Annotated in this window: 19 protein-coding genes; 8 read left to right on the forward strand and 11 right to left on the reverse strand. The window is 51.2% G+C overall.

The features are described from left to right. Positions 1–197 precede the first annotated feature (197 nt). The 5 genes from ACFVTB_RS18860 to ACFVTB_RS18880 all read right to left on the reverse strand — a co-directional run bounded on the left by ACFVTB_RS18860 (position 198) and on the right by ACFVTB_RS18880 (position 6,367). Positions 198–3,506: an OmpL47-type beta-barrel domain-containing protein gene (locus tag ACFVTB_RS18860; protein WP_387752417.1), complete on the reverse strand. Its 3,309-nt coding sequence runs from the start codon at positions 3,504–3,506 to the stop codon at positions 198–200. Between the two features lie 375 nt (positions 3,507–3,881). Then, positions 3,882–4,700 carry an inositol monophosphatase family protein gene (locus tag ACFVTB_RS18865; RefSeq protein ID WP_387752420.1) on the reverse strand — a complete coding sequence of 273 codons (819 nt, stop codon included), beginning with the start codon at positions 4,698–4,700 and terminating at the stop codon, positions 3,882–3,884. 63 nt (positions 4,701–4,763) lie between these two features. Further along, on the reverse strand, positions 4,764–5,288 hold the full coding sequence (locus ACFVTB_RS18870; protein ID WP_387752423.1) for a GNAT family N-acetyltransferase: 525 nt from the start codon (positions 5,286–5,288) through the stop codon (positions 4,764–4,766). A gap of 30 nt (positions 5,289–5,318) precedes the next feature. Then, positions 5,319–5,846: a YfiT family bacillithiol transferase gene (locus tag ACFVTB_RS18875; protein WP_387752426.1), complete on the reverse strand. Its 528-nt coding sequence runs from the start codon at positions 5,844–5,846 to the stop codon at positions 5,319–5,321. An 83-nt stretch (positions 5,847–5,929) separates the two neighbouring features. Further along, on the reverse strand, positions 5,930–6,367 hold the full coding sequence (locus ACFVTB_RS18880; RefSeq protein ID WP_387752429.1) for an RrF2 family transcriptional regulator: 438 nt from the start codon (positions 6,365–6,367) through the stop codon (positions 5,930–5,932). A 141-nt stretch (positions 6,368–6,508) separates the two neighbouring features. On the opposite strand from ACFVTB_RS18880, the gene ACFVTB_RS18885 reads away from it, so the two are divergent. Next, entirely contained in the window at positions 6,509–7,471 is a 963-nt protein-coding gene (locus ACFVTB_RS18885; RefSeq protein ID WP_387752431.1) for an alpha/beta hydrolase, read from the forward strand. A gap of 76 nt (positions 7,472–7,547) precedes the next feature. Here the strand turns inward: ACFVTB_RS18885 and ACFVTB_RS18890 are convergent, their stop codons facing one another. Further along, entirely contained in the window at positions 7,548–8,069 is a 522-nt protein-coding gene (locus ACFVTB_RS18890; protein ID WP_387752434.1) for a GNAT family N-acetyltransferase, read from the reverse strand. 163 nt (positions 8,070–8,232) lie between these two features. Between ACFVTB_RS18890 and ACFVTB_RS18895 the strand changes: the two genes are divergently transcribed. From ACFVTB_RS18895 to ACFVTB_RS18910, 4 genes are read left to right on the forward strand one after another with little or no spacing between them, the layout of a single operon-like run. Further along, positions 8,233–9,735, forward strand: a complete 1,503-nt coding sequence (locus tag ACFVTB_RS18895; RefSeq protein ID WP_387752437.1) for a spore germination protein — start codon at positions 8,233–8,235, stop codon at positions 9,733–9,735. Continuing rightward, entirely contained in the window at positions 9,732–10,952 is a 1,221-nt protein-coding gene (locus tag ACFVTB_RS18900) for a Ger(x)C family spore germination protein (RefSeq protein ID WP_387752440.1), read from the forward strand. The genes ACFVTB_RS18895 and ACFVTB_RS18900 overlap by 4 nt, the downstream gene beginning before the upstream one ends. An 18-nt stretch (positions 10,953–10,970) precedes the next feature. Continuing rightward, positions 10,971–11,204: a hypothetical protein gene (locus ACFVTB_RS18905; protein WP_387752443.1), complete on the forward strand. Its 234-nt coding sequence runs from the start codon at positions 10,971–10,973 to the stop codon at positions 11,202–11,204. Positions 11,205–11,224: 20 nt separating this feature from the next. Further along, a complete protein-coding gene (locus tag ACFVTB_RS18910; protein WP_387752446.1) occupies positions 11,225–12,349 on the forward strand; it encodes a GerAB/ArcD/ProY family transporter in 1,125 nt (374 codons plus the stop codon). 10 nt (positions 12,350–12,359) lie between these two features. On the opposite strand, the gene ACFVTB_RS18915 is transcribed toward ACFVTB_RS18910, so the two are convergent. From ACFVTB_RS18915 to ACFVTB_RS18930, 4 genes are all read right to left on the reverse strand, one after another. Continuing rightward, positions 12,360–13,022: a hypothetical protein gene (locus ACFVTB_RS18915; protein WP_387752448.1), complete on the reverse strand. Its 663-nt coding sequence runs from the start codon at positions 13,020–13,022 to the stop codon at positions 12,360–12,362. Between the two features lie 27 nt (positions 13,023–13,049). Beyond that, positions 13,050–13,700 carry a hypothetical protein gene (locus ACFVTB_RS18920; RefSeq protein ID WP_387752451.1) on the reverse strand — a complete coding sequence of 217 codons (651 nt, stop codon included), beginning with the start codon at positions 13,698–13,700 and terminating at the stop codon, positions 13,050–13,052. Then, a complete protein-coding gene (locus tag ACFVTB_RS18925) occupies positions 13,697–14,524 on the reverse strand; it encodes a hypothetical protein (RefSeq protein ID WP_387752454.1) in 828 nt (275 codons plus the stop codon). The genes ACFVTB_RS18920 and ACFVTB_RS18925 overlap by 4 nt, the downstream gene beginning before the upstream one ends. Before the next feature lie 166 nt (positions 14,525–14,690). Beyond that, on the reverse strand, positions 14,691–15,569 hold the full coding sequence (locus ACFVTB_RS18930) for an ROK family protein (RefSeq protein ID WP_387752457.1): 879 nt from the start codon (positions 15,567–15,569) through the stop codon (positions 14,691–14,693). Positions 15,570–15,808: 239 nt separating this feature from the next. On the opposite strand from ACFVTB_RS18930, the gene ACFVTB_RS18935 reads away from it, so the two are divergent. After that, the gene (locus tag ACFVTB_RS18935; protein ID WP_387752459.1) at positions 15,809–16,204 is read left to right on the forward strand and encodes a hypothetical protein; all 396 of its coding nucleotides are present in this window, start codon (positions 15,809–15,811) and stop codon (positions 16,202–16,204) included. A gap of 219 nt (positions 16,205–16,423) precedes the next feature. On the opposite strand, the gene ACFVTB_RS18940 is transcribed toward ACFVTB_RS18935, so the two are convergent. Then, positions 16,424–17,269 (reverse strand): hypothetical protein, encoded by an 846-nt coding sequence (locus ACFVTB_RS18940; RefSeq protein WP_387752462.1) that lies wholly within the window; start codon positions 17,267–17,269, stop codon positions 16,424–16,426. 226 nt (positions 17,270–17,495) lie between these two features. On the opposite strand from ACFVTB_RS18940, the gene zupT reads away from it, so the two are divergent. Together zupT and ACFVTB_RS18950 are read left to right on the forward strand one after the other, a co-directional pair. Next, on the forward strand, positions 17,496–18,302 hold the full coding sequence (zupT, locus tag ACFVTB_RS18945; protein WP_387752465.1) for a zinc transporter ZupT: 807 nt from the start codon (positions 17,496–17,498) through the stop codon (positions 18,300–18,302). Between the two features lie 162 nt (positions 18,303–18,464). Beyond that, positions 18,465–20,147: a PA14 domain-containing protein gene (locus tag ACFVTB_RS18950; protein WP_387752467.1), complete on the forward strand. Its 1,683-nt coding sequence runs from the start codon at positions 18,465–18,467 to the stop codon at positions 20,145–20,147. The last annotated feature ends 184 nt before the right edge of the window (positions 20,148–20,331 follow it).

The following is a 20,331-nucleotide window of genomic DNA, read 5'->3' on the forward strand; positions in this document are numbered from 1 at the left end:
CCCTTCGTCAGCAGTACTGTAGTCCTCCAATCGACCGGCGGTAAGCCGTTCAGGAGAAGGCTCTCGAAAGTGTGAAAAACGGATTGCTCCCCGCGCTTGGCAGTTCACCAACTGTGACCGCCGGTTCAACCAACCCGCAGATAAAAGCCGCCTACCCTATGCTTAAAGCATCGGATAGGCGGCTTTTCAGCTTTCTATTACTTCGTTACCTTCACAATGATCGTCTCGCTCAAGGTTACCCCTGCTGCATTCTCCAGCTCGCAGCGATAAACGTATTCGCCTGGTACTCGGCCCTCGACGGCAGTCGAAGCGCTTTGCGCGCTCGGCGTCTTGTCCGACAAGCTCTGCGAGTCGATTAGCGATCCGTTCTCATAGAGACGATACGCTGTTGCGTTTGTGCCCCACCACAAATTCATCGCTACGACATACCGGCCATCGCCATCCCAATTGTCATGGGAGAGAACTGGCTTGCCGGGAGCGGCGTCTGTAACTTTAACGGTCAGAGGAGCGCAGGCCGTCGTTCCGTAAATGTTTGTAAGTTCGCAAGTATACGTATAAACGCCGTTCTTCTTGCCGTTAATAATGGTTTTGGCCGTTTGAGCCGACGGCGAAGCGTCGGTCAAGCTTTGCTCGTCAACTAAAACGCCGTTCTCATACAGCTTGTACGAAGAAGCATTATTGCCCCACCACAGATTCATCGTTACCGTGTAGCTGCCTCCGCGCAACCCATTACCGTAGCCATTGTTATCCGATAGGACGCCCGCAGCGGGTGTACCCTTCGCATTCGGCTTCGAAGCTTCCTTCACATTGAAAGACGCTAGCCCTTCCACTTGATTGCCTGCCTGGTCTGCAACGGTATAGCTTACCATATGCCGGCCTACGCCCAGCTTGGACACATCAAGCAGCTGCCCGCTTGTAATCGGAGCGCCGTCCAGGCTCAGTCGTAAGCTGTTCCCGTCTACGCCGGATAACGCATCGGATCCCGTCAGTTCAAAGGAAAGCGATTCGGTAATCGCAATATCCTTCACCGGACCGCCGAATTGTGTCAGCTGTGGAACCGGAGCCGTCTTGTCCAGCTTCACGGTCAATGTCTTTGTCGCCTCGGCATTCCCTGCCGCATCGACTGCATGATAGCGCAGCTGACGAACACCCTCGCCGTTGATCGCAATCGGTCCGGCATATACATCGGCTGTTCCATCCAGCTCGTACCGGATAACCGGTTCGCCGGAGGAATCCTCGTCCTTCGCCGTCAGCGTGACCGTTACGTCGTGGTTCAACCAGCCGAACGCATTCGGTTCGGCCGACAACGCGGCCGTCGTTACCGGAGCAGCCGTATCCGTTCGTCCGGTAATATCCGCGATTCCTCGCGGCTTCAACTGATAAACGCCGCGAAAGATGGAGGCGACGCCCGTCACTTCCACTTTATCCCCTGCCTTGTATGGAAAAGATGCCTGCGTCAGACCCGTACGGGCGTCGACGCGAATATGCGTCGACCCGCCCGCCGCGCTCACCGCGTCGAACTCGAAGGAACCGGCAGGCGTCGCGCTGATCACATTCGCAATCGTGGCTTCGCCAAGACGTACAAGCTGCCCTTGATTTGCTTCGTTGACCGCTGGCGCAGCCGCAGGAAGCGGTAACTGCGCCGTACCTGTTTTCTCAATAGAGACAATATCGGCCAGCTCCAGCTCCGTGTTGTACACGGCAAGCGGGGCCGTTATCTTCACGCGGTCGCCCTGATGGAAGCCGCTTGACTGCTGAAAAACGTATATCCCGCCGGTCGCATCCTGCAAATAAAATGTTTGCCCGCCGAACGAACCCGGTTCGGTCGTAATAACGCCTTCGACCGTCACCTTCGTTCCTTCCGCCTTGCCGCGAGCTTCGGCGATCGGAATTAGAGCCGGAATCGGGTTCTCGATTTCCGGCAGCGGCTCCGCCGGCACGTTCGCAATCGTAACCGCGTTCGTAATCAGATTGTTGCCGTTTAATCGCAGCCGCAGACTGGCTGCGCCGCTAGTACCCGGCTTGATTCGAACGGTCAAGTCCTTGTACGCTTTGCCGTCGGCTCCTGCAGTTGCGCTGAAGTTAGCGCTGTAGCCATACGTTGTCGGCCAAGTGCCGTCCTCTTTCTGGAAGAGCGCGACCTGCGTTCCGCCCGCCAAATAGATGCCCGCTCCCAGTCCCGATACCGTTGTATTTGGCGCCAAATTGGCGACAACGACGCGGATTTTGAAGTCCTGCGCATTCGGCAGCTGCGCCTGATGAACGAAGCTGTAAGCCGGATTGGAGACAACGCCGGCAGCGCCGTACGAGCCTGGCTTGAACGTCGAACTGTCATACCATTTATAACCGGCCGCCGGAGCGGACCATGGCTCCGCCTGCGGCTCCGTCGACAGCGCCGGCGTTTCGAACGAGTGAAGCTGCGTCGCTTGATCGAGCTGCAGACCGCTTACTTGGTTCAATGCGGTATAGCTTTCCTTTTTGGACAGCCAGTTGACCACATTAACGAGCAAGACACCGTCGTCCTGTTCCTTGAAGCCGTCATAGGTCGTTTTCTTCGCGCCCGTTTCTTCGCGCAAATATTTCGGCGTCGCATCCTCGACCGGCGAAGAATCGCCGATGAAGGCCGCTTTGCCCGCACCCTTTTTAGCGACCGCTACATATGGACCTTCCGCAATTCCACCGCCATTGTAGACGCCCTGATCGACCGCGCTTCCCCAAGCTTCGTTCGTCTCAGGCAAGTAAACGATCCCTTTTGCTTTCGCTGGATCGGTAATCGCCAGGGTCGAGCCGGCATGCATCGCAACGGCCGATACGCCCTGCGTAATGCCGAGCGCTTGCGCCGGAGCAACAATCCGATTAGCCGTAATATCGCCAAGCGCGTTATACCGGAACCGGACGCCGAAGTTGTCGCTCAGCCAATCGGAGCTGGCAACGCCTTGCATCGCCGCCGAATTGCGCTCGTCAGCGCTCATTCCTTTCGCGGGATCGGTCCAGGCGCCACGGCGGTAGCCGTTGATTGCCTCCGAGCCGTCCCAGCGATTTTTATTGCGGTCAGCATTATAGTGATCTCCGATAAAGAAGATGCTTCCTCCGCCTTCCACATATTGCGCCATCGCCGCTTGCTCGCTTTGCTTGAACGGAATGTTCGGCTCCGCGATGACGAATACGTCGTAGCCGCTTAAGTCCGCCAGCGTGAAAGCCGTCGATTTGCGCAGTTCTTTTACATCATAACCGTTGTTCGCCAGCGCATTGCCAAAGTCGGAGAAGCCGCCGTCGATAACCCAGTCGGCCGCACCTGCCGTTTGCGCATGCGTGTTGTCAAAAAGCACCTTTTTGCCTGCGTTCTCATTGACGACCTTCGCCGCAATAAACGGAGCCGGGTCTGCCGGTCCTTCCGCGTTCACCGCGTTGTAGCCGTCGATCAAAGCCGTTTGAAGCAGTAGAGCGAATACCAGCATGATTGCAAGCTTCAGCTTGTTTCTCCTCAATCCTGCCAACCTTCTCATCAACTATCCCTCCATTGCAAGACTATGATTTCGCTATTAGCTTATCATGGAATTTTTTCTAGAAGTGATAGGGTTTTGTAAACTCTCTTGAAAGCCTCGAGCCGTGAGATTCAGTGAGATTCAAGTAGATAAAGCATCGAAACGCCTGTGGGCCTGTATAAAGCTCGAAGTGAGGGGAAGCGCTGCGTGGCAGAGGGTTCTTCCGATCGCCATTAAAGCCTGATTCCTTTAATAGATAGAGGTTTGCGGTAGGAATCAGGCTTTAAAAGCAACCACTACCGTTTCTCCAGAATCCCTCTGCCCCTTCGCTGCCCTCGTCTTTTCCGTCAAACTCTGATACTAAAAAAGGAAAAGCTTCAGCAAGCCCATATAGGCTTACTGAAGCTTTTGCAATCCTTCTTGAACGACGCGCAGCATATGCTCGCGGTGATCAGGGTGACAAGCGATTAAGTACGGCTCGTTCTTCATTCCTTCAAAAGGCTGGCCCTCGAAATCGATGACAACAGCTCCCGCTTCCTTCGCCATCAGCAAACCGGAATACAGATCGTCGCCTTCCGAGTTGTATAGAACAATAGCGTCCAGATCGCCTTTAGCCAACATGCACCATAGCAGCGTCGGCGCCCATAGTCGGAGCATCCGTTTAAAGCTCGCGTCGATATGCTGTCGCAGTTGTAGTGCTTGAACGTCCTTCCTCTGTACCACATGGCCTTGAATCCAGCCGACGTTTCCTCGCTCGATGCGGTCGGAGGCTCTTGTGTTAATCGCGATCCCGTTGCAAAAGGCGCCTTGCCCCTCCGTAGAGACGAACATCCTGTCCGTCATCGGCTCATATACGACGCCGAGAACAGGCCGACGATGATACATTAACGTAATGGAAACGGCAAATAGCGGCAGGCCGATCGCATAATTATTAGTTCCGTCAAGCGGGTCGATCAGCCATAGCCATTCGTCTGGATCTCCGCTGCCGATGCTGCCTGCTTCTTCGCTATGAATGGAATGGCTGGGAAAAGCTTCGCATATGCGGTCTAGAATCAGCTTCTCCGCCAAGTAGTCGACCTCCGTCACCACATCGCCGGAGTCGTCCTTCCATTCTACTCCCGCCGCACGGTCAAATCGCTCTTTAGCCAGATGACCGGCCTTACGAGCCGCTTCCGTTGCGACAGCCTTCGCTTTTTCCAAAATCGATATATCCATAATCCAGCCCCCTGTCCATATGTTTCGATTAAGTATGATTCGATTAATTGAAAGCACTATGATCTATCCGTTCATCCCGGCCGTTTCGTACTCTCGGCGCAGCATGGACATCACGATCAATGAATCGTACCCTTCTTCGGCAGCAATACATTCCCGAAGCAAGCCTTCGGTCACAAACCCGGCCGACTCGTAAAGCGAACGGGCGCGAACGTTATGCTCCTTCACGTCCAGCCACAGCCTGTGCGCTTGCAGCTGTTCGAACGCCAGCCGCTGCACAAGACGCACCGCTTCCCTTCCGTAGCCTGCGCCTTTCTTGGAAACGACGATCCTGACCAGTTCGACGCTTCGATGTTCGTTTTTCAATCCGGCTATAATTAGATAACCTACCCGCTTGCCGTCCGTTGTCTCAATCACAGCATGCAGCAATTCGCTGCTTTCCAGGACAGCAAGCTGCCTTTCCTTGGTCCAAGGGATAATAAACGGTCGGTTATCGGGATGATGCTCGGTCTCCCAGACGCAGTCGATATCTTCCCTGCTTGTCCGGCACAGCCGCAGCAGAGCAGACGAAAGTAAAATGCCATTATTCATGAACGGGCCGCTCCTTATCACAAGCGAATATTAAAGTCCCTGTCTTTCGATAAAACCGGCTATCTGAGCGGCATGATGCCGGTTATGCCATACAAATCGCTGCAGAGCCGTATCGAGCGTAATAATGCCAAGCGGCCCAGTCCGCAGCGTTCGCCGATAAGCGGCCGGCTCGAGTGCTCGCAATAGCGTTGCTAATCGGCTGTGCAGCAGCTCGAGCAACAATATCGATTGCTCCAGCGGCAGTTCCTTGTAATCGGCCATTTCCGCCCATAGATCTTCCCGGTAAGAAGATCCCGTCGGCTCGTCCTCCGTCAGCGCCCGTTTAAACCTCAAATACGCATTCATATCGTTATCGGCCATGTGATGAACGATTTGCGTGACGGTCCATCCGTCCGAACGATAAGGAATATGTACTTGGTCCGGCGCCAGCCGATTCAGCAAATGTCTAAGATGACCCGTCAAACCGACAAGGCAGTCGATTTCCGCTCGGCGAGCGGCCTCCGACAGTTTGGGCACGGCATCGAAAGAACCGATCGGAAACCGGATTGGATCGTTCATCACTAAACAGCCTCCTTTATCCGTTGGAGTCTGACAGCCACCCGAACTGCGGAAACTGCCATATCAATCGCTCGGAGTCGCATCTATTCCGGCTGACTGAACAGGCTGCCCTGCTTGATGACCTCCTCGATGGAGTAGTCATCCAGAAAGCTTTGAAATTGCTGCTCCGCCTTTGAAATCAACAGCGAAATAAAGGGCTCGGTACCGGTGGAAGGCACCGACCAGAAAGGCGTGCTGTGCGAGCTGCCGAGCACCCGATACACTTCCCCGACCGTAATTTTGCCTGGCGCTTTCGCGAGCGCGTAGCCGCCGTCTCTTCCTCCGAAAGTCGCAACGATCTCCGCTTTCGATAGCGCCGCCAATATTTTTCTCACATAGCTCGGCTCGGCTCCAAGCGCTCCGGCGATGTACTGGCTTTTTAATAGGGAGCCTTGTTCGGCTTTAGACAGCAATACTAGCGCGCGCAGAGCTACATGGAACCACGTCGGGCCAAGCTCGCCGGATTGAATTAGTAATTGCATGTTTTCCTCCTGAATGCTTATAGACCTAATATACAGGAAACTGGGATTGACATCCATGAAAAGCCATGCTATTTTAATTGTGAAATAAAAATCACAATTAATTTTGAAAGCGTTTACTACTATTCTGAGGAGGTCTTTGTGATGAGTTTCATGAATCGTGTAGACCCGCAGTTGAGAGTCGGCCTTCAGCTTTTTCCAACGTTTGAGTTGAACGAGCAGCAGCTTGCCATGGTCAGAGGGATCACTTTTCCGCCTCAGCCAAGGTCCGAGCACGTGCTTACCACTTCCCGAATGATCGTCGGCGCAGGCGGGCAGGATATGCTGGTTAAGATTTACGAGCCGATCGAACGGAAACAGCAGTCGTTGCCAGGTCTGCTGTGGATACACGGCGGCGGCTATCTCATTGGCCATCCCGATATGGACGACGCTTTATGCGAAGCATTCGTCGATGCAGCGCACTGTGTCGTCGTGTCCGTCGACTACCGTCTCGCTCCCGAGCATCCCTATCCGGCGGCGATTAAAGACTGTTATGCAGCATTACAATGGACAGCGGCGTCTGCAGATGAGTTGCGTATCGATTTGTCCCGGCTCGGCATCGCTGGCGCTAGCGCAGGAGGCGGGCTGACAGCCGCTCTCGCTTTGATGGCGCGAGATAAAGGCGGTCCGGCGCTTTCGTTCCAAATGCCGCTTTATCCAATGATCGACCACCGCAATACAACGCCTTCAAGCCATGAAATAACGGATGAACGACTGCCTTGGAACCGGCAGAAAAATATAACAGGCTGGCGCCTATACTTGGGCGATCATGCAGAAGGCGAAATCTCGCCATATGCCGCCGCTGCGATGGCCGACGATTTAAGAGGCCTGCCTCCAACTTACACCTGCGTCGGGCAGCTTGATCCGTTCCGGGACGAAACGATCGATTACGTGGCCCGGCTGGCACAAGCCGGCGTCGACGTAAAATTCGAGCTGTACCCCGGTTGCTTTCACGGCTTTGAAAGCATCATGCCCAACGCAAAAATTAGCCAACAGGCTCGCAATGGCTATATCGGCGCCGTTGCCAGAGCGCTTAACCCCGAAGAGACAGTGATGGCAGCCGACTGATAGGCGGTTCCGTCCTGAAGCAAAAGCAGCCTGCAGCGGCATTATTGTCCGCAGCAGGCTGCTTCTTTTTATCAAATTACAAATCAATCCAAAACCGCCTTACCGCTTCGCCGTTCTCGGGGATGTAATCGCGGTCCGGCACTCCGCCGTTGATCCGAATCGTCCGCTCGGAAGCGACATTGCTTTCATCGCAAACGACAAGAGCCTTATCAATACCGAGCTGCTTTGCTTCGACCAGCGCTAATTGGAGAAGCTTCGTAGCATATCCCTTTCTCCGCTCAGACGGACGAATGCCGTACCCGATATGGCCTCCCTCGTTCAGCAGAAACGGCGTTAATCGATGTCTTATATTGACGACGCCGAGCACTTCTCCCGTATCCGTCGTCAGCCAGAACGTCGAATCCGGCACCCATCCTTCGGGAAGATTGACTCCGCTCCCATGATCGGTCAGCCACTGTACCATTTCCTCGAACGGCTCAGGCTCCCGCTCGATTACCCAGGGCACCGCTTCTTCACCGCTATCCATCCACTCTTTATAAAACTCCAGATAGCCCTCTTTTAGCTCCAAGGAAGGCTTCGATAAATAAACGTTCGTCATGCGGACGACCCCCTGTCGATGAAAGAAGTTTTCGCCATTGTAACACATCACTCCCCATGCAGGGACAGGCCGGCTTTAAAAATGCATATTTTTGGTTATAGAGGGAAATATAACGCAGACTCTTCCTATCAAAAATTCATTTTCGAATCGGGTGATCGCGAGCATGGTTAATCAATCGGCAGCAGACAGCGGCTCCACTTTATCCGGCAATCTCAAGCAAGACAAACAAAGGATTAGCGACGGCTTGGGCAACAGCCAAGATCTGTTCCTTCGGCCGTTTCAAGCCGATTTGGCCGGTTCTGGAAAAGCAGAAGGCGCCGTGCTGTATATGGAAGGCTTGTCCTATTCCAATAACCTCCTCCAATCGTTGCTCGCAAGTCACGATGCATCAGCGAAGTTTACCAGTACCGAACAACTGCTTGCTCATTACCAGGAGAAAGTCATAGCCGAAGGCAGCGTCATTCAAAGCGCGTCCATAGATGAAATTTTTGATAAGCTGCTGACGGGACACAGCATAGTGCTGCTGGACGGGTGCCCGCAAGCGCTTATTGTCGGCACCGTCGATTTACAAGCTCGCCCGGTTGAGGAGCCCAACGTCCAATCCGTCGTTCGCGGACCGCGTGAAGGCTTCACGGAGCTCATCAGCCAAAATATCGCCATGATCAGGCGAAAAATCAACAGCCGCCACCTGTGGATGGAGAGCATTCAAATCGGACGTATTACGAAGACGAAGGTCACGATCGCTTATATCGATACTATCGTCAATGAAAATGTGCTCGCAGAAGTTCGGAAGCGGCTGCGGCAAATCGATATCGACGGCATTCTGGAAAGCAACTACATCGAAGAGCATATTCAGGACAAAAAATATTCGCCGTTTCCGACTGTATTCAACACGGAGAGACCCGACGTCATCGCGGCTGGACTGCTTGAGGGGAGGGTCGCCATATTGGTCGACGGGACTCCCTTTGTGCTGCTTGTCCCTGCGTTGTTCACCCAATTTTTCCAATCAAGCGAAGACTACTACGAACGAGCCGACTTCAGCACGTTAATACGTCTGCTTCGCTTTCTGTCGTTTCTGCTAGCCACGATTACCCCGTCGTTCTATATCGCCATCACGACGTTTCATCAGGAGATGCTGCCGACTACGCTATTGTACAATTTGGCCAGCCAACGGGAAGGCGTTCCTTTCCCGGCGTTTATCGAAGCGCTAATTATGGAGATCACCTTCGAAATATTACGCGAAGCAAGCGTGCGCATGCCGAAGACGATCGGCCAGTCCATTTCCATTGTCGGCACGCTTGTTGTGGGGCAAGCAGCAGTTGAGGCTGGGTTGGTCAGTGCGGCGATGGTCATCGTCGTATCGATAACCGCTATCGCCAACTTCGTGCTTCCGGCCTTCAACTTAGGCATCGCTGCCCGGCTGCTTCGGTTTATGCTCATGATGATGGCTGCATCCTTCGGCTTATACGGCATCTTTATCGGCATTCTGCTGATCGTGCTCCATCTGTGCACCCTATCTTCGTTTGGAGTTCCCTATACGGCTCCGCTCGCCCCTTTCAAAAGCGAAGATCAGAAGGATACCTTTTTTCGCTTTCCTATTCCATTCATGCTAAAGCGGCCGGCAAGCCTCCGTCCGCAGCAGCAGGTTAGGCAGAAACGAAGATGAGGAGCGGAACGTTCGTCCGTATCCTTCTCGTTACGGCCCTTTTGCTTTCCGCAAGCGGAGTGCTGTCTGCCTGCTGGAGCCGCCATGAATTAAACGATTTGAGCATCGTCGTTGGGCTTGGCATAGATAAGCAAGGCAAGAAGTATAAGGTAACGGCCCAAATTGTAAATCCGGGCCAAGTCAGCACAAGGCAGGGCGTATCCAACAACTTTAGCCCCGTCATTACCTATGAAGCGATCGGGAAAACGGTGCCGGATGCTCTCACCCGAATGACGGCAAAAGCGGCAAGACAGCTCTACCTCTCCCATTTGCGGATCTTGATAATCGGAGAGGAAGTAGCGCGGGAAGGCATCGGCAAGCCGCTCGACTTTATGGCGAGAGACCGCGAGCTTAGGACTGATTTCTTTCTTGTCGTTGCCAAAGGCTCTTCTGCGGAAGAACTATTGAACATGTACAGCCCCATAGATCCAATTCCTTCCAACAACTTTTACACGAAGCTGGAAACTTCGGATCGACTTTGGGCGGCAACAGGAAAAATTACGCTTGATATGCTTATTCAAGAGTTGTATCGGCCGGGAAAATCGCCGGCGCTAACCGCTCTTGAAATTGTCGGAGATTCGAAAAAAGGGGATTCCATAGCGAGCGGGCGCGCTATCGATCCGGTCGTTATCTTGAAATATAACGGGATGGCGGCTTTCGTTTACGACAAAATGGTGGGCTGGATGAATGAAAATGACACGAAAGTGCTTAATTATCTCCAGAATACGATTGTTCAGACGAACTTCGTAATTAATTGCCCGGACGGCAGCGGTGAACAGCTAACGCTTCAGGTCGTCAATTCCCATTCCAAAACGTCGGTATCTTACGAAAACGGCGAGCCGGTATTCCACGCCGTCATTCGAAACGAAGTTAATATCCAGGACATTAATTGCCCGATAGACATCATGGATGAAAAAACGATTAAAAGCATTACCGAGCTCGCCAATAAAAGAGTGGAACAATTAGTTATGACTTCCGTCAAGAAAGCTCAAACCGAATTAAAAGCAGACATTTACGGCTTCGGCGAGGTGCTTCACCGCAAGAATCCGAAATTGTGGAAAACGATACCGGACTGGAATAAACGATTTGCGACCGTAAAGGTAACTGTTCGAGGAGACAATCATATACGAAGGATCGGCAGCACCGTGCAGTCCATCGAGAAGGAGACCAAGCGATAAGGAGAGGTTAGGTTCGTCATGTGGATGTGGATAAGTATCATAGTGGTATGGTTCTGGGCGGGCTATGCCGATATCCCCCTTCTCGCACGCGAGCAAAGGTGGAAAGGGCTTGTCGTTCAAGTTATACTGCTGCTTCTGTTTACGGCTAGCAGCATTCTGCAAATGTATACCGCCGTTTTGCCTAACCCGCTAAAGTGGATCGGTATCGTCATATCCCCTTACGTCAACGCCTTCTATCGATTACTGTCCTGAAGCTAGAAAGGAAGAAAAGGATGAACTCCAACTCCATAAGCGTCCGGGCATTCATGGTGCTCGTCATCATGTTTACAATAGGGACATCCATTCTCATTGCGCCGGCCGGTCTTGCTCTGCTAGGGCATCAGGACGCTTGGATGTCATCCATAATCGGAATCGCCGCTAACGGCGTGTTCCTTGTGCTCTATATCGCCTTGGAAAAACAGGGCAGGGATAAATCGATCATCGAGCTTTCCCTGAGCGCCTTTGGCAAATGGATCGGTGGTCTGTTAGGGTTTGCTTTTATTGCCTTTTTTCACCTGCTTGCCGCTTTGATGGTCGGCGATCTCGGCTTTTTTTTGACAACCCAAATCGTCCCGGAAACCCCTATTGAAGTCCTGCAGTTGCTCTTCGTCATCGTCGTGTTGTTCGCTGCGCGGGCAGGCGCAGTCGTGTACGCCCGGGCGGCGGAAATATTTTTCCCGCTGCTTGTATGCATGTTTATATTGCTAATACTGTCCATGATTCCTATTATGGATCACCGCAATTTCCTGCCCATGCTTGAATTCGGCGTAAAGCCAGTGCTGAAAGGCAGCTTCTCTTATATCGGCCTGCAGGAAACGGTGGTATTGCTTATGTTATATCCATACGTGAATAAAACGGGCGGGAGAAATAAAGCGATGGCGATCGGCTTATTGATCGGGGGGATCTTCCTGGTCGTGACAACCGTTTGCTGTATCGGCGTCATGGGCGCCTCCGTCACGGCTAATCAACAGTTTCCCGCCTACGTGCTGGCTAAAAAAATAAGCATCGGACACTTTCTGGAACGCATCGAAGGCGTTATGATGTTCATCTGGGTGCTCACGATCGCCGTAAAAGTCATTATCACCTTCGACGCGGCGGCGCGAGGGCTAGCCCAGTTGACCCGTGCGAAAGATAGCAGACCGTTCATTCTCCCGATGGGGTTTGGCCTTATCGTATTATCGCTAATCTGCTACCCCAATTCTGTCTTCGTAAACAACTTTCTTGCTAAAAACTGGACGCCCTTTGCGCTCATTTTTATGTTGTTTATACCTCTATTGCTCCTTGTGGTACTTGCGGTCAAAAACCATTTCGAAGAGAGCAAGCTGTCGAATCCAACAGCGGAAACGGAAGACTATTAAGCGGATCGGGTCAATGATATCTTTTCACAACGCCGTCCATTTCAAGCTCTATCGGTACGTCGTTGGAAAAGCCGGAGAACCCGCTTCCTTCCGGCATTTGACCTATGAACTGAACATTAACGTTCATCTTCTTATGTGAGAAAAGCCCGATTTCTTTCGGTTTAAACGCCAAATCGGTATTAAAGGGATAGAGCAATTTAACTGTTGCACTATCGGCCTTGCCGTAGTTATAAATCGTCAGGTTGCAATCCGCCCGAACTACGCCGTTACTAGTCGAATAGCTGCACCCGCTTTTCTTGGGCGAAAAATCGACCGACGCCACTCCCTGCGCTCCGCGCTTAATAACAAATAAACTTTGCTCGATCGCTAAAGGGCTGATTAATAGAAAAGCCAGGCCGCCCAGCAGCAGCCATCTTTTTAGCTTCGGAACCTTCTCGCTAAAATAATACGTTGTCCCCGACAAGCCGAATATGATAAGAATAATTCCTGTAATAACAGGGGTGTGAAGGCCGTTACGGTTCCCTTCCGTCCAGACCGGAATACCTAGAGCGCCGAAGATATAATCGCCAATTGAACGCCCGGTATGATCCGGGGCTAGCAAAATTAGGCCTAATGCAAATAAGGCTGCAAAAACAATTCCTCTATTTCTTCGTTGTTTATCCTTCTCGTTCAATGCTGTCTCTCCCCTTGCTTTGTTGGCTTATGCTCGAAAATCGATCGTTCGGCCGTCTGGCTCTACTCCTGCTTCCGATTCGCCGACTCTAACGTCGACATGGCCGCCTCCCCCGCCTTTAGGGGAATGCCAAGCCGACTTGGCGGCTTTCCGGCACAAGAAATAAACGGCAAGCAGAACCAGAAATTGAACCAGACCGGCGACAATGGCTGCCGTTACGAACTCCACACCAGCATTAAGAATGAATGGTATCGTCAACATGTACACCGCCGATGCAATGACATACCACAATCGCCTGCTGTCCGCCGAATCGGCAAGTACCCGGTGTCCAGCCTCACGCGCATGCTTCGCCAATTCGAACATGAACCGTTCCAGCAGCAACAGTTGGCAAATACCGGTGATGCATCCGTATATCAAGCTGCTGATCGGCAGCTCCGACGCCGAGTTCCACGAGACGGTCTGCCATAAAGGAAGCAGCTCCGTCAAAGCGGCGAGCCCTAATAGCATTGCAAAAGGTTCCGCTTTCCGGTAGCCTGCGTGTTTCTCTCCGAGCGTCCGCAGCGCGCTTAACATCATGAAGTAGCCGATGAAATCCGGCAGGATATCGAAATAGATGATTTTAATATCGAGCAGGACGAGAAGCAGTCCGATCGACATGCGGCGAAATGCGATATTCATGAGCCGGACACCGCCTTTCTCTGCTTCACGTAATGCTTCAAATCGCCTCCATAAAGCTGCGGTTGAATATTCATATAATCCTGCGCTACCACGCGTCCCTGATCGTCTTTGAGCGCCAAGCGGTTCCAATAGGCATGCCGCCTCCGTTCATCTGTTTTGGGCAGATACACGGTAATGGAGGTGCTGAACGAGTTCCCCTGCTTCAAGTCTAATCCGACCACCCCGTTCTCCTGAACAGCCGCGCCGTTGATTTCCACAGTTGCAGCACCGTCCAGCACATCTGTAAAGCCAAATTCGGCTGCGGCAACGGTGACTTTTTCATTGACAGAATAGCTTGTTTTATTCTCATAGGTCCAATTGCCGCTTGACCCGCTGGACATCGTCGCGCTTAGCCGTCCAGCGATTTCCTGATCCATGTCTGGGTAAATACGAATTTGTCCAAGCGTTACATGCATGGAGAACCCGTCCGAGAAAAAAGCTTTCCCTTCACTCGCCTCGTTGACCTCCTTCAGGCCTTCCTCGGACGACCCTGGCAGCCTCTGCATCAGGAACGCCTCAACCAATTCCAGTCGGCCCTTTCGGTCTCTGGAAGCGATGTGCTGGACGTACCAGGCTTGACCGTCCAACTGCACCGACACAAGATCACGTTTGGAGTCGGCATTGCGAATATAGTAAATCGAAAATGTACCAAGTGAAGCCGGGATCTCATAGTAATGCTCTAAAAAAAGCGGAGCTTCGAGCTTCTGCGAATGATAATAGGTTAAATTGCCAATCCAAGACAACGCGATTGCAAGCAGTACTCCTCCAAGCCAATAGTTGCGCAAATGTATTCCCCCCGATTAATGGCTTATGTAAAGTAAACGCAGTCTGGCGCCATTGGTTTCGAAATTTTCCAAAAAAGGAAAAACCCGTTCGCGTGAGACGCGAACGGGCCCTCCTGTTTACTATGGAATAGCAGCTTCTGCATGCGACAGCGCTACCATGTCAAATTTATCGTTCCAGAGCGGCAAGACCAAGCGCGAGCGAACCGCTTAGTCCGGCATTGTCGCCGAGTCCAGGCGGTACGATATAGCTGTCCAAGCCGCTTGCGATTTCCTCGGCGCTTACATAGCCGTTCAGCTGTTTACGAACTTCCTCGCGGATAAGCGGGAACAACTGCAGCTGATGCATAACGCCGCCGCCCAAAATAATTTTTTTCGGCGACAACAGCAAGATTGTATTCGTAACAGCTTGTCCGATATAGTAGGCTTCCATTTCCCATGCCGGATGATCAACAGACAGCTCGCTTCCTTTCACCTTCCAACGCTTCTCCAGCGCCGGGCCAGCGGCTACGCCTTCCAAGCAATCGCTGTGATACGGGCAGAAGCCTTCAAACGTATCTTCGGGATGCCTTCTAGTTATAATATGTCCACCTTCCGGATGAACAAGACCGTGAACCGGTTTGCCCTCGACATAGACGCCAACGCCGACGCCTGTGCCGATTGTATAATAAACGCAGCTGTCGAGTCCTTGTGCCGCGCCCCATTTCGCTTCGCCGAATGCTGCTGCATTGACGTCCGTATCCCATCCGTACGGCACGTCGAACTTTTTCTTCATTGCGCCCAAAAAGTCGAAGCCGTTCCAGCCTGGTTTTGGCGTTGTCGTTACGTAGCCGTACGTCGGGCTTTCCGGGTTAATGTCAATCGGGCCAAATGATCCGACGCCGATCGCTTCTACCTGTTTATCTTCAAAATAAGCCAATACATTAGCCATCGTCGCTTCCGGACGCTCTGTGGGAAAGCTGACTCTGTCTATAATGCGTCCCGTCTCGTCTCCATAGCCGCAAACGAACTTTGTGCCTCCGGCTTCAATTGCTCCAATACGTGTCATAGATGATTCAATCTCCTCTCGTTCTACTCTACTATGTTCCAACAACCGAGTCAGAAAATCAATCCGCTTTCTGACATGATCCCAAAAAAGTAGGGCTTAAGAATCATTTTTCACATTTTATTCATACAAGCGACCCATCCATTATGTTACAATTTTAATACAATCATGCATGCGATAAACGTAACAAGCGAGTCGTAATACCCTGTTAACAATGATAAGACGAGAGGAACAACGACATCATGAACAACAAAAAGTCGCATTTCTACAAAGTAACCGGTGAACTGAACAATGGCGAGCTAAGCTTTAACGTCGCCAGCTGGAAGCTGCTGATCGAGACGAATCGCTACTATGAAATCAAACATGAGGACGGGACCGTCAAACGCCTCTACAAAGAAAAGCTCAATGTCGTCACCGACGAAACCAAGCATTACGCCGGAGGCTATCTTTGCTGCTCCGCCTTCTGCTTGCACGAGGACATCGATGATCTTCAGCTATGCATCATTCAGCAGTTGGAAACCTGCATCGAGGGCTACCGCTGCAAGCTTGAACTGAACCAGAATGCAATCAACAAGCAGTATCTCAAACGGAACATTGCCAATCAGGAGCCGCAGGCTTCAGCTCTAGGATCCATGTAACACTTTCATTTACATACAAGCGAAAAAGAGGCTCGGGCGTACGCGTCCCAAGCCTCTTTGTTCTTGATGGAGCGTTACGCGCGATGGCGCGGGCGAGCGCCTCAGGCTGACAGAAGGCGACTCAAGGCGTGTGCTGCAGTCCAACATAAGACGAATGTCCGATAGACAGCAGGCGGTGCAAGTTGCAGTCCAACAAAGTTAGATGGTGTCCAGCTCCAGCTACTGTTTTTGAATTTTGGACGGGTTGTTGATTTTGTACGGTACAGGATGCTTGGTCAGTTTTTTCGCTACGATCTTCGCCTCGAAGCTGATCGTATCGCCGACCTCAAGCTCCAGCTTCTTCATCGTCGCGCTGTGGCTCGACCAGATATCGCCGACTTCCGTCTCTGTATCAATCAGCCTTGCTCCTTCATAAACAATAACCTCATCCTCGCCCTCGGTAAAATGATTCGGCACAGTTGTAAATTCTTTCACTGTCGCTATCATTTTCACTTTTTCCTCTGGCAATTGCAGCTTCGGCGCTTTTTCCTTCTTCGGCTTTGCTTTCGCTTTCGAAGCGGTTTCTGCAGGTGCAGGGTCGGAATCGCTTAACGTTGCCGACTCCAAGTCAGCTTGAGACGTTTTCTTTTCCTGAGCAATGTCCGCTGTTTCCCCGCTCGCCGCCGATACTCCCTCGGAAATGGCCGATCCTTCAATCGGGCCGTCCGCCGCAGTCGCTGCTCCCGCTTCCGCCGATACCGGCGCCTCTCCCGCTGCTGGCGTTTCCGCCGCCTCAACCGCTACAGCCCCGCTTCTTGCTCCAAAGCCGGAAGCCTGCATTTCTTTTAAATACGAAGGATGAACGCTATGCTTGTCTCCGTTCTCGAATGCGATTACGGCCGTATAATCGTCCGCGTAACCAATTATGCTGCACGTCTCGTTCAAACCGTGGCCTTTATAGTAGAACACTTTCGTCTTGACCGCTTTTTCCGACAGCAGTCCCCACTCTTTACACTTGTCGATTTGCTCCGTCTCATCTTCGAAGGCCGTGTACTCGGCCGGTTCAATCCGAAAAGAATAGGCCATGCGATATTCGCCTCCATTTATCATCGATTCATCAATTCATTTGTCATATGGTATCGGTTTGATCCGTTCTTTCGTTCGTTGTTCCGACATGCCTATTCTAACATAAATACGCCTTGCATTTCTGCCGCTAGTTTGTTTGAAACAGTGGCATGCGGCGCATTTTTTCGGTATAGTCTCTTTAAGAAATGAAAGATCCGCTAGCTATCGTAATGGAGTGATTACTGACTTGGACCAACAAATATGGCTCGCTTTCGGGCTGACGCTGCTGGCTGGCCTTGCCACCGGTATCGGGAGCTTGATTGCCTTTTTCACAACGACGACCAATACCCGGTTTCTGTCCTGGAGTCTCGGCTTCTCGGCAGGCGTGATGATTTATGTATCGTTGATCGAAATTTTCGTAAAAGCGAAGGACGCGCTGACCGCCGCCAAAGGCGAACAGCTTGGCAGCTGGCTTACTGTGGCCGGTTTCTTCGGCGGCATTCTGCTAATCGCCTTAATTGATAAATTCGTCCCGGAACGAAACAATCCGCATGAAGTGAAAAAGGTGGAAGAGATGAACGGCAAATCCGCCGCGCCTGACTCTTCCTTACTCAAAATGGGAACGTTCACTGCGCTGGCGATTGCCATTCACAACTTCCCTGAAGGGATCGCGACCTTCATCTCAGCGCTGGAGGACCCCGCTCTCGGCATCGCAATTGCTATAGCAGTCGCCATTCACAACATTCCGGAAGGCATCGCCGTCGCTGTTCCGATCTATTTCGCTACAGGCAGCAAGAAGAAGGCGTTCAAGCTTAGCTTCCTTTCCGGTCTGGCGGAGCCCGTTGGAGCGATTATCGCCTTCCTCGTGCTCATGCCGTTTCTGAACGATTTGATGTTTGGATTGATTTTCGCAGGCGTCGCCGGCATTATGGTGTTCATCTCGCTCGACGAGCTGCTGCCTTCCGCGAAGAAGTACGACGAAGGCCACTACTCCATCTACGGTCTTGTCGGCGGCATGGCGGTTATGGCAGTAAGCTTATTATTATTTATTTAATATAAACATCCCTTTGACCTCATTTCATTATGGGCAAAGGGATGTTTTTTGGCGTAACAACACGATTATAAAGTTATAGTAATTGTAAAATATAATCATTTTGAAAAAATTCCCGATATAAATAGAGAATTGCCAAACAAGCGAGAAAGGTGGAACATCATTTTGAGAAAATTCAGTTTAGCCGCAATTGCCTTCCTACTAGCAAGCACATTGCTGGTACAGCCGGCTCAGACTCATGCAACTTCGACTCCTTTTGATCAAGGAGCCGGCTATGGCCAAGGAGGATACGATACCAGCGCCGATCAGCCGACCGATTTTAACTGGACAAGACACTCCCGGTTCAACGGTGTAAACGCTAATTTGCATACGAAATGGACTTTCCCGGTGTTAACCAACTTTTTTCGTTACGACCCCTCTATCGGTAGCGATGGCACTATTTATGTAGCCACCGAGCACCTTCAAACACCTAAATTGCTTGCCATAAATCCGAACGGTACTTTGAAATGGGAGTACCCACTTAAATACCCTGCGGCATCCGCTCCTAGTATCGGTGCAGACGGGTATGTATATCTTACAGCCGGCGCGTATGTTTACGGTGTAAATGCAATTACAGGCCAGTCCAGATGGAGCACTGCTTATTTCGACCCTAACGTAGCGAGCTTAACTTCGCTTGCCATAGGGCAAGACGGAACGCTTTATTTCGGAAATGCCCGTAGGCAGCTGTTGGCTGTAAATCCTTCCGCTCCTAGTATCAAATGGATCACCAATATCGGCCATACAATGAGTCAACCGTCGATCGATAGTAATGGCGTTATTTATGTCCAAAGCATTATTGAATTGAAAGTACAATTAACTGCTATTAATCCGAACGGCTCCATTAAGTGGTCTAACATTTATCATACCAGCAATACTTACGAGACCCTCCAGTACAGCAGCGCTCTTCTTGACGAACTAGGCAATATCTATATTGGCGGCAATAGCGGAAAAAAACTTTATAGCATTAAAGCAAGCGACGGGACGATCAATTGGACTAAGGATTTGCCTGGCGTAATGAATGCCTCTCCAGCTTACAATACAATTGAGAAGACCCTTTATATTGGTATTAATGGGTTAACCACTCACTTGATTGCCTTAAATCTGGATGGAACGGAGAAATGGAATACAAAATTGCTAGGAACAGTTCGAACGTCTCCAATTATTGATGCAAAGGGTAATATATTTGTCTATAGTTCTACCGTCGGAATAAATGTTGTTTCTAAAGAGGGGCAAGTAATAACAACTTTCATACCTACACCTAGTCATGCCGGAAATAACATTGCTATTGGCTCTGATGGCACTTTATATTTTACATGCCAAAACAAATTGGTTTACGCCATCGGCGGCGACATTGTTTTGCCCGAGACTCCAGGGACGCCCGAACCAGTTAATGGGCTCAAAGGAGAGTACTTTAACAATGATGACTTGACTGATAAGAAATTTGAACGCGTAGATTCGCAAATCGACTTCGATTGGGGCTACGGTTCGCCCCATGAACTTATCGATCCAGAAACCTACTCCGTTCGTTGGACAGGGAAAATCCAGCCTGCCTATACAGACTACTATACTTTCCACGCCACAGTGGACGATGGCGTTCGGCTGTGGATCAACGATCAACTCATTATCGATCGTTGGGACTTATCGGATATTGCCGAATTCACAGGATCCATTCATTTAAATGCTGGCCAGAAATACGACATTCGAATGGAGTACTTTAACCGTCCCGGCTATGGGTTCTCCCGCCTCGAATGGTCCAGCGAATTACAGAATAAAGAGATCATTCCCACTAGCGCGCTGTTTTTAGAGTAAAAGGAACCGGCTTTGTCCGGCCGGAGGCTAGCTGAATAACTGCGAAAATGCAGCTATTTCTCCTCTCTTTCAGGAGATTCAAGGAAATAAATGCTAAATTGCATTTATTTCGAACAAGTTGCTCCAAAATAGGAGATTCGGTGAGTAATAACTGCCGAAATGCATTTATTTCTCGTATTCCGAA

The organism is Paenibacillus sp. NPDC058071 (assembly GCF_042885235.1).
In the GTDB taxonomy this organism is placed as follows: Bacteria; Bacillota; Bacilli; order Paenibacillales; family Paenibacillaceae; genus Pristimantibacillus.

Coding starts and splice junctions, on each gene's coding strand:
- ACFVTB_RS18930 (WP_387752457.1), bottom strand. CDS start 15,569: ATGACACGTATTGGAGCAATTGAAGCCGGAGGCACAAAGTTCGTTTGC.
- ACFVTB_RS18860 (WP_387752417.1), bottom strand. CDS start 3,506: ATGAGAAGGTTGGCAGGATTGAGGAGAAACAAGCTGAAGCTTGCAATC.
- ACFVTB_RS18905 (WP_387752443.1), top strand. CDS start 10,971: ATGTGGATGTGGATAAGTATCATAGTGGTATGGTTCTGGGCGGGCTAT.
- ACFVTB_RS18885 (WP_387752431.1), top strand. CDS start 6,509: ATGAGTTTCATGAATCGTGTAGACCCGCAGTTGAGAGTCGGCCTTCAG.
- ACFVTB_RS18920 (WP_387752451.1), bottom strand. CDS start 13,700: ATGAATATCGCATTTCGCCGCATGTCGATCGGACTGCTTCTCGTCCTG.
- ACFVTB_RS18935 (WP_387752459.1), top strand. CDS start 15,809: ATGAACAACAAAAAGTCGCATTTCTACAAAGTAACCGGTGAACTGAAC.
- ACFVTB_RS18880 (WP_387752429.1), bottom strand. CDS start 6,367: ATGCAATTACTAATTCAATCCGGCGAGCTTGGCCCGACGTGGTTCCAT.
- ACFVTB_RS18895 (WP_387752437.1), top strand. CDS start 8,233: ATGGTTAATCAATCGGCAGCAGACAGCGGCTCCACTTTATCCGGCAAT.
- ACFVTB_RS18890 (WP_387752434.1), bottom strand. CDS start 8,069: ATGACGAACGTTTATTTATCGAAGCCTTCCTTGGAGCTAAAAGAGGGC.
- ACFVTB_RS18870 (WP_387752423.1), bottom strand. CDS start 5,288: ATGAATAATGGCATTTTACTTTCGTCTGCTCTGCTGCGGCTGTGCCGG.
- ACFVTB_RS18910 (WP_387752446.1), top strand. CDS start 11,225: ATGAACTCCAACTCCATAAGCGTCCGGGCATTCATGGTGCTCGTCATC.
- ACFVTB_RS18865 (WP_387752420.1), bottom strand. CDS start 4,700: ATGGATATATCGATTTTGGAAAAAGCGAAGGCTGTCGCAACGGAAGCG.
- ACFVTB_RS18875 (WP_387752426.1), bottom strand. CDS start 5,846: ATGAACGATCCAATCCGGTTTCCGATCGGTTCTTTCGATGCCGTGCCC.
- ACFVTB_RS18940 (WP_387752462.1), bottom strand. CDS start 17,269: ATGGCCTATTCTTTTCGGATTGAACCGGCCGAGTACACGGCCTTCGAA.
- ACFVTB_RS18900 (WP_387752440.1), top strand. CDS start 9,732: ATGAGGAGCGGAACGTTCGTCCGTATCCTTCTCGTTACGGCCCTTTTG.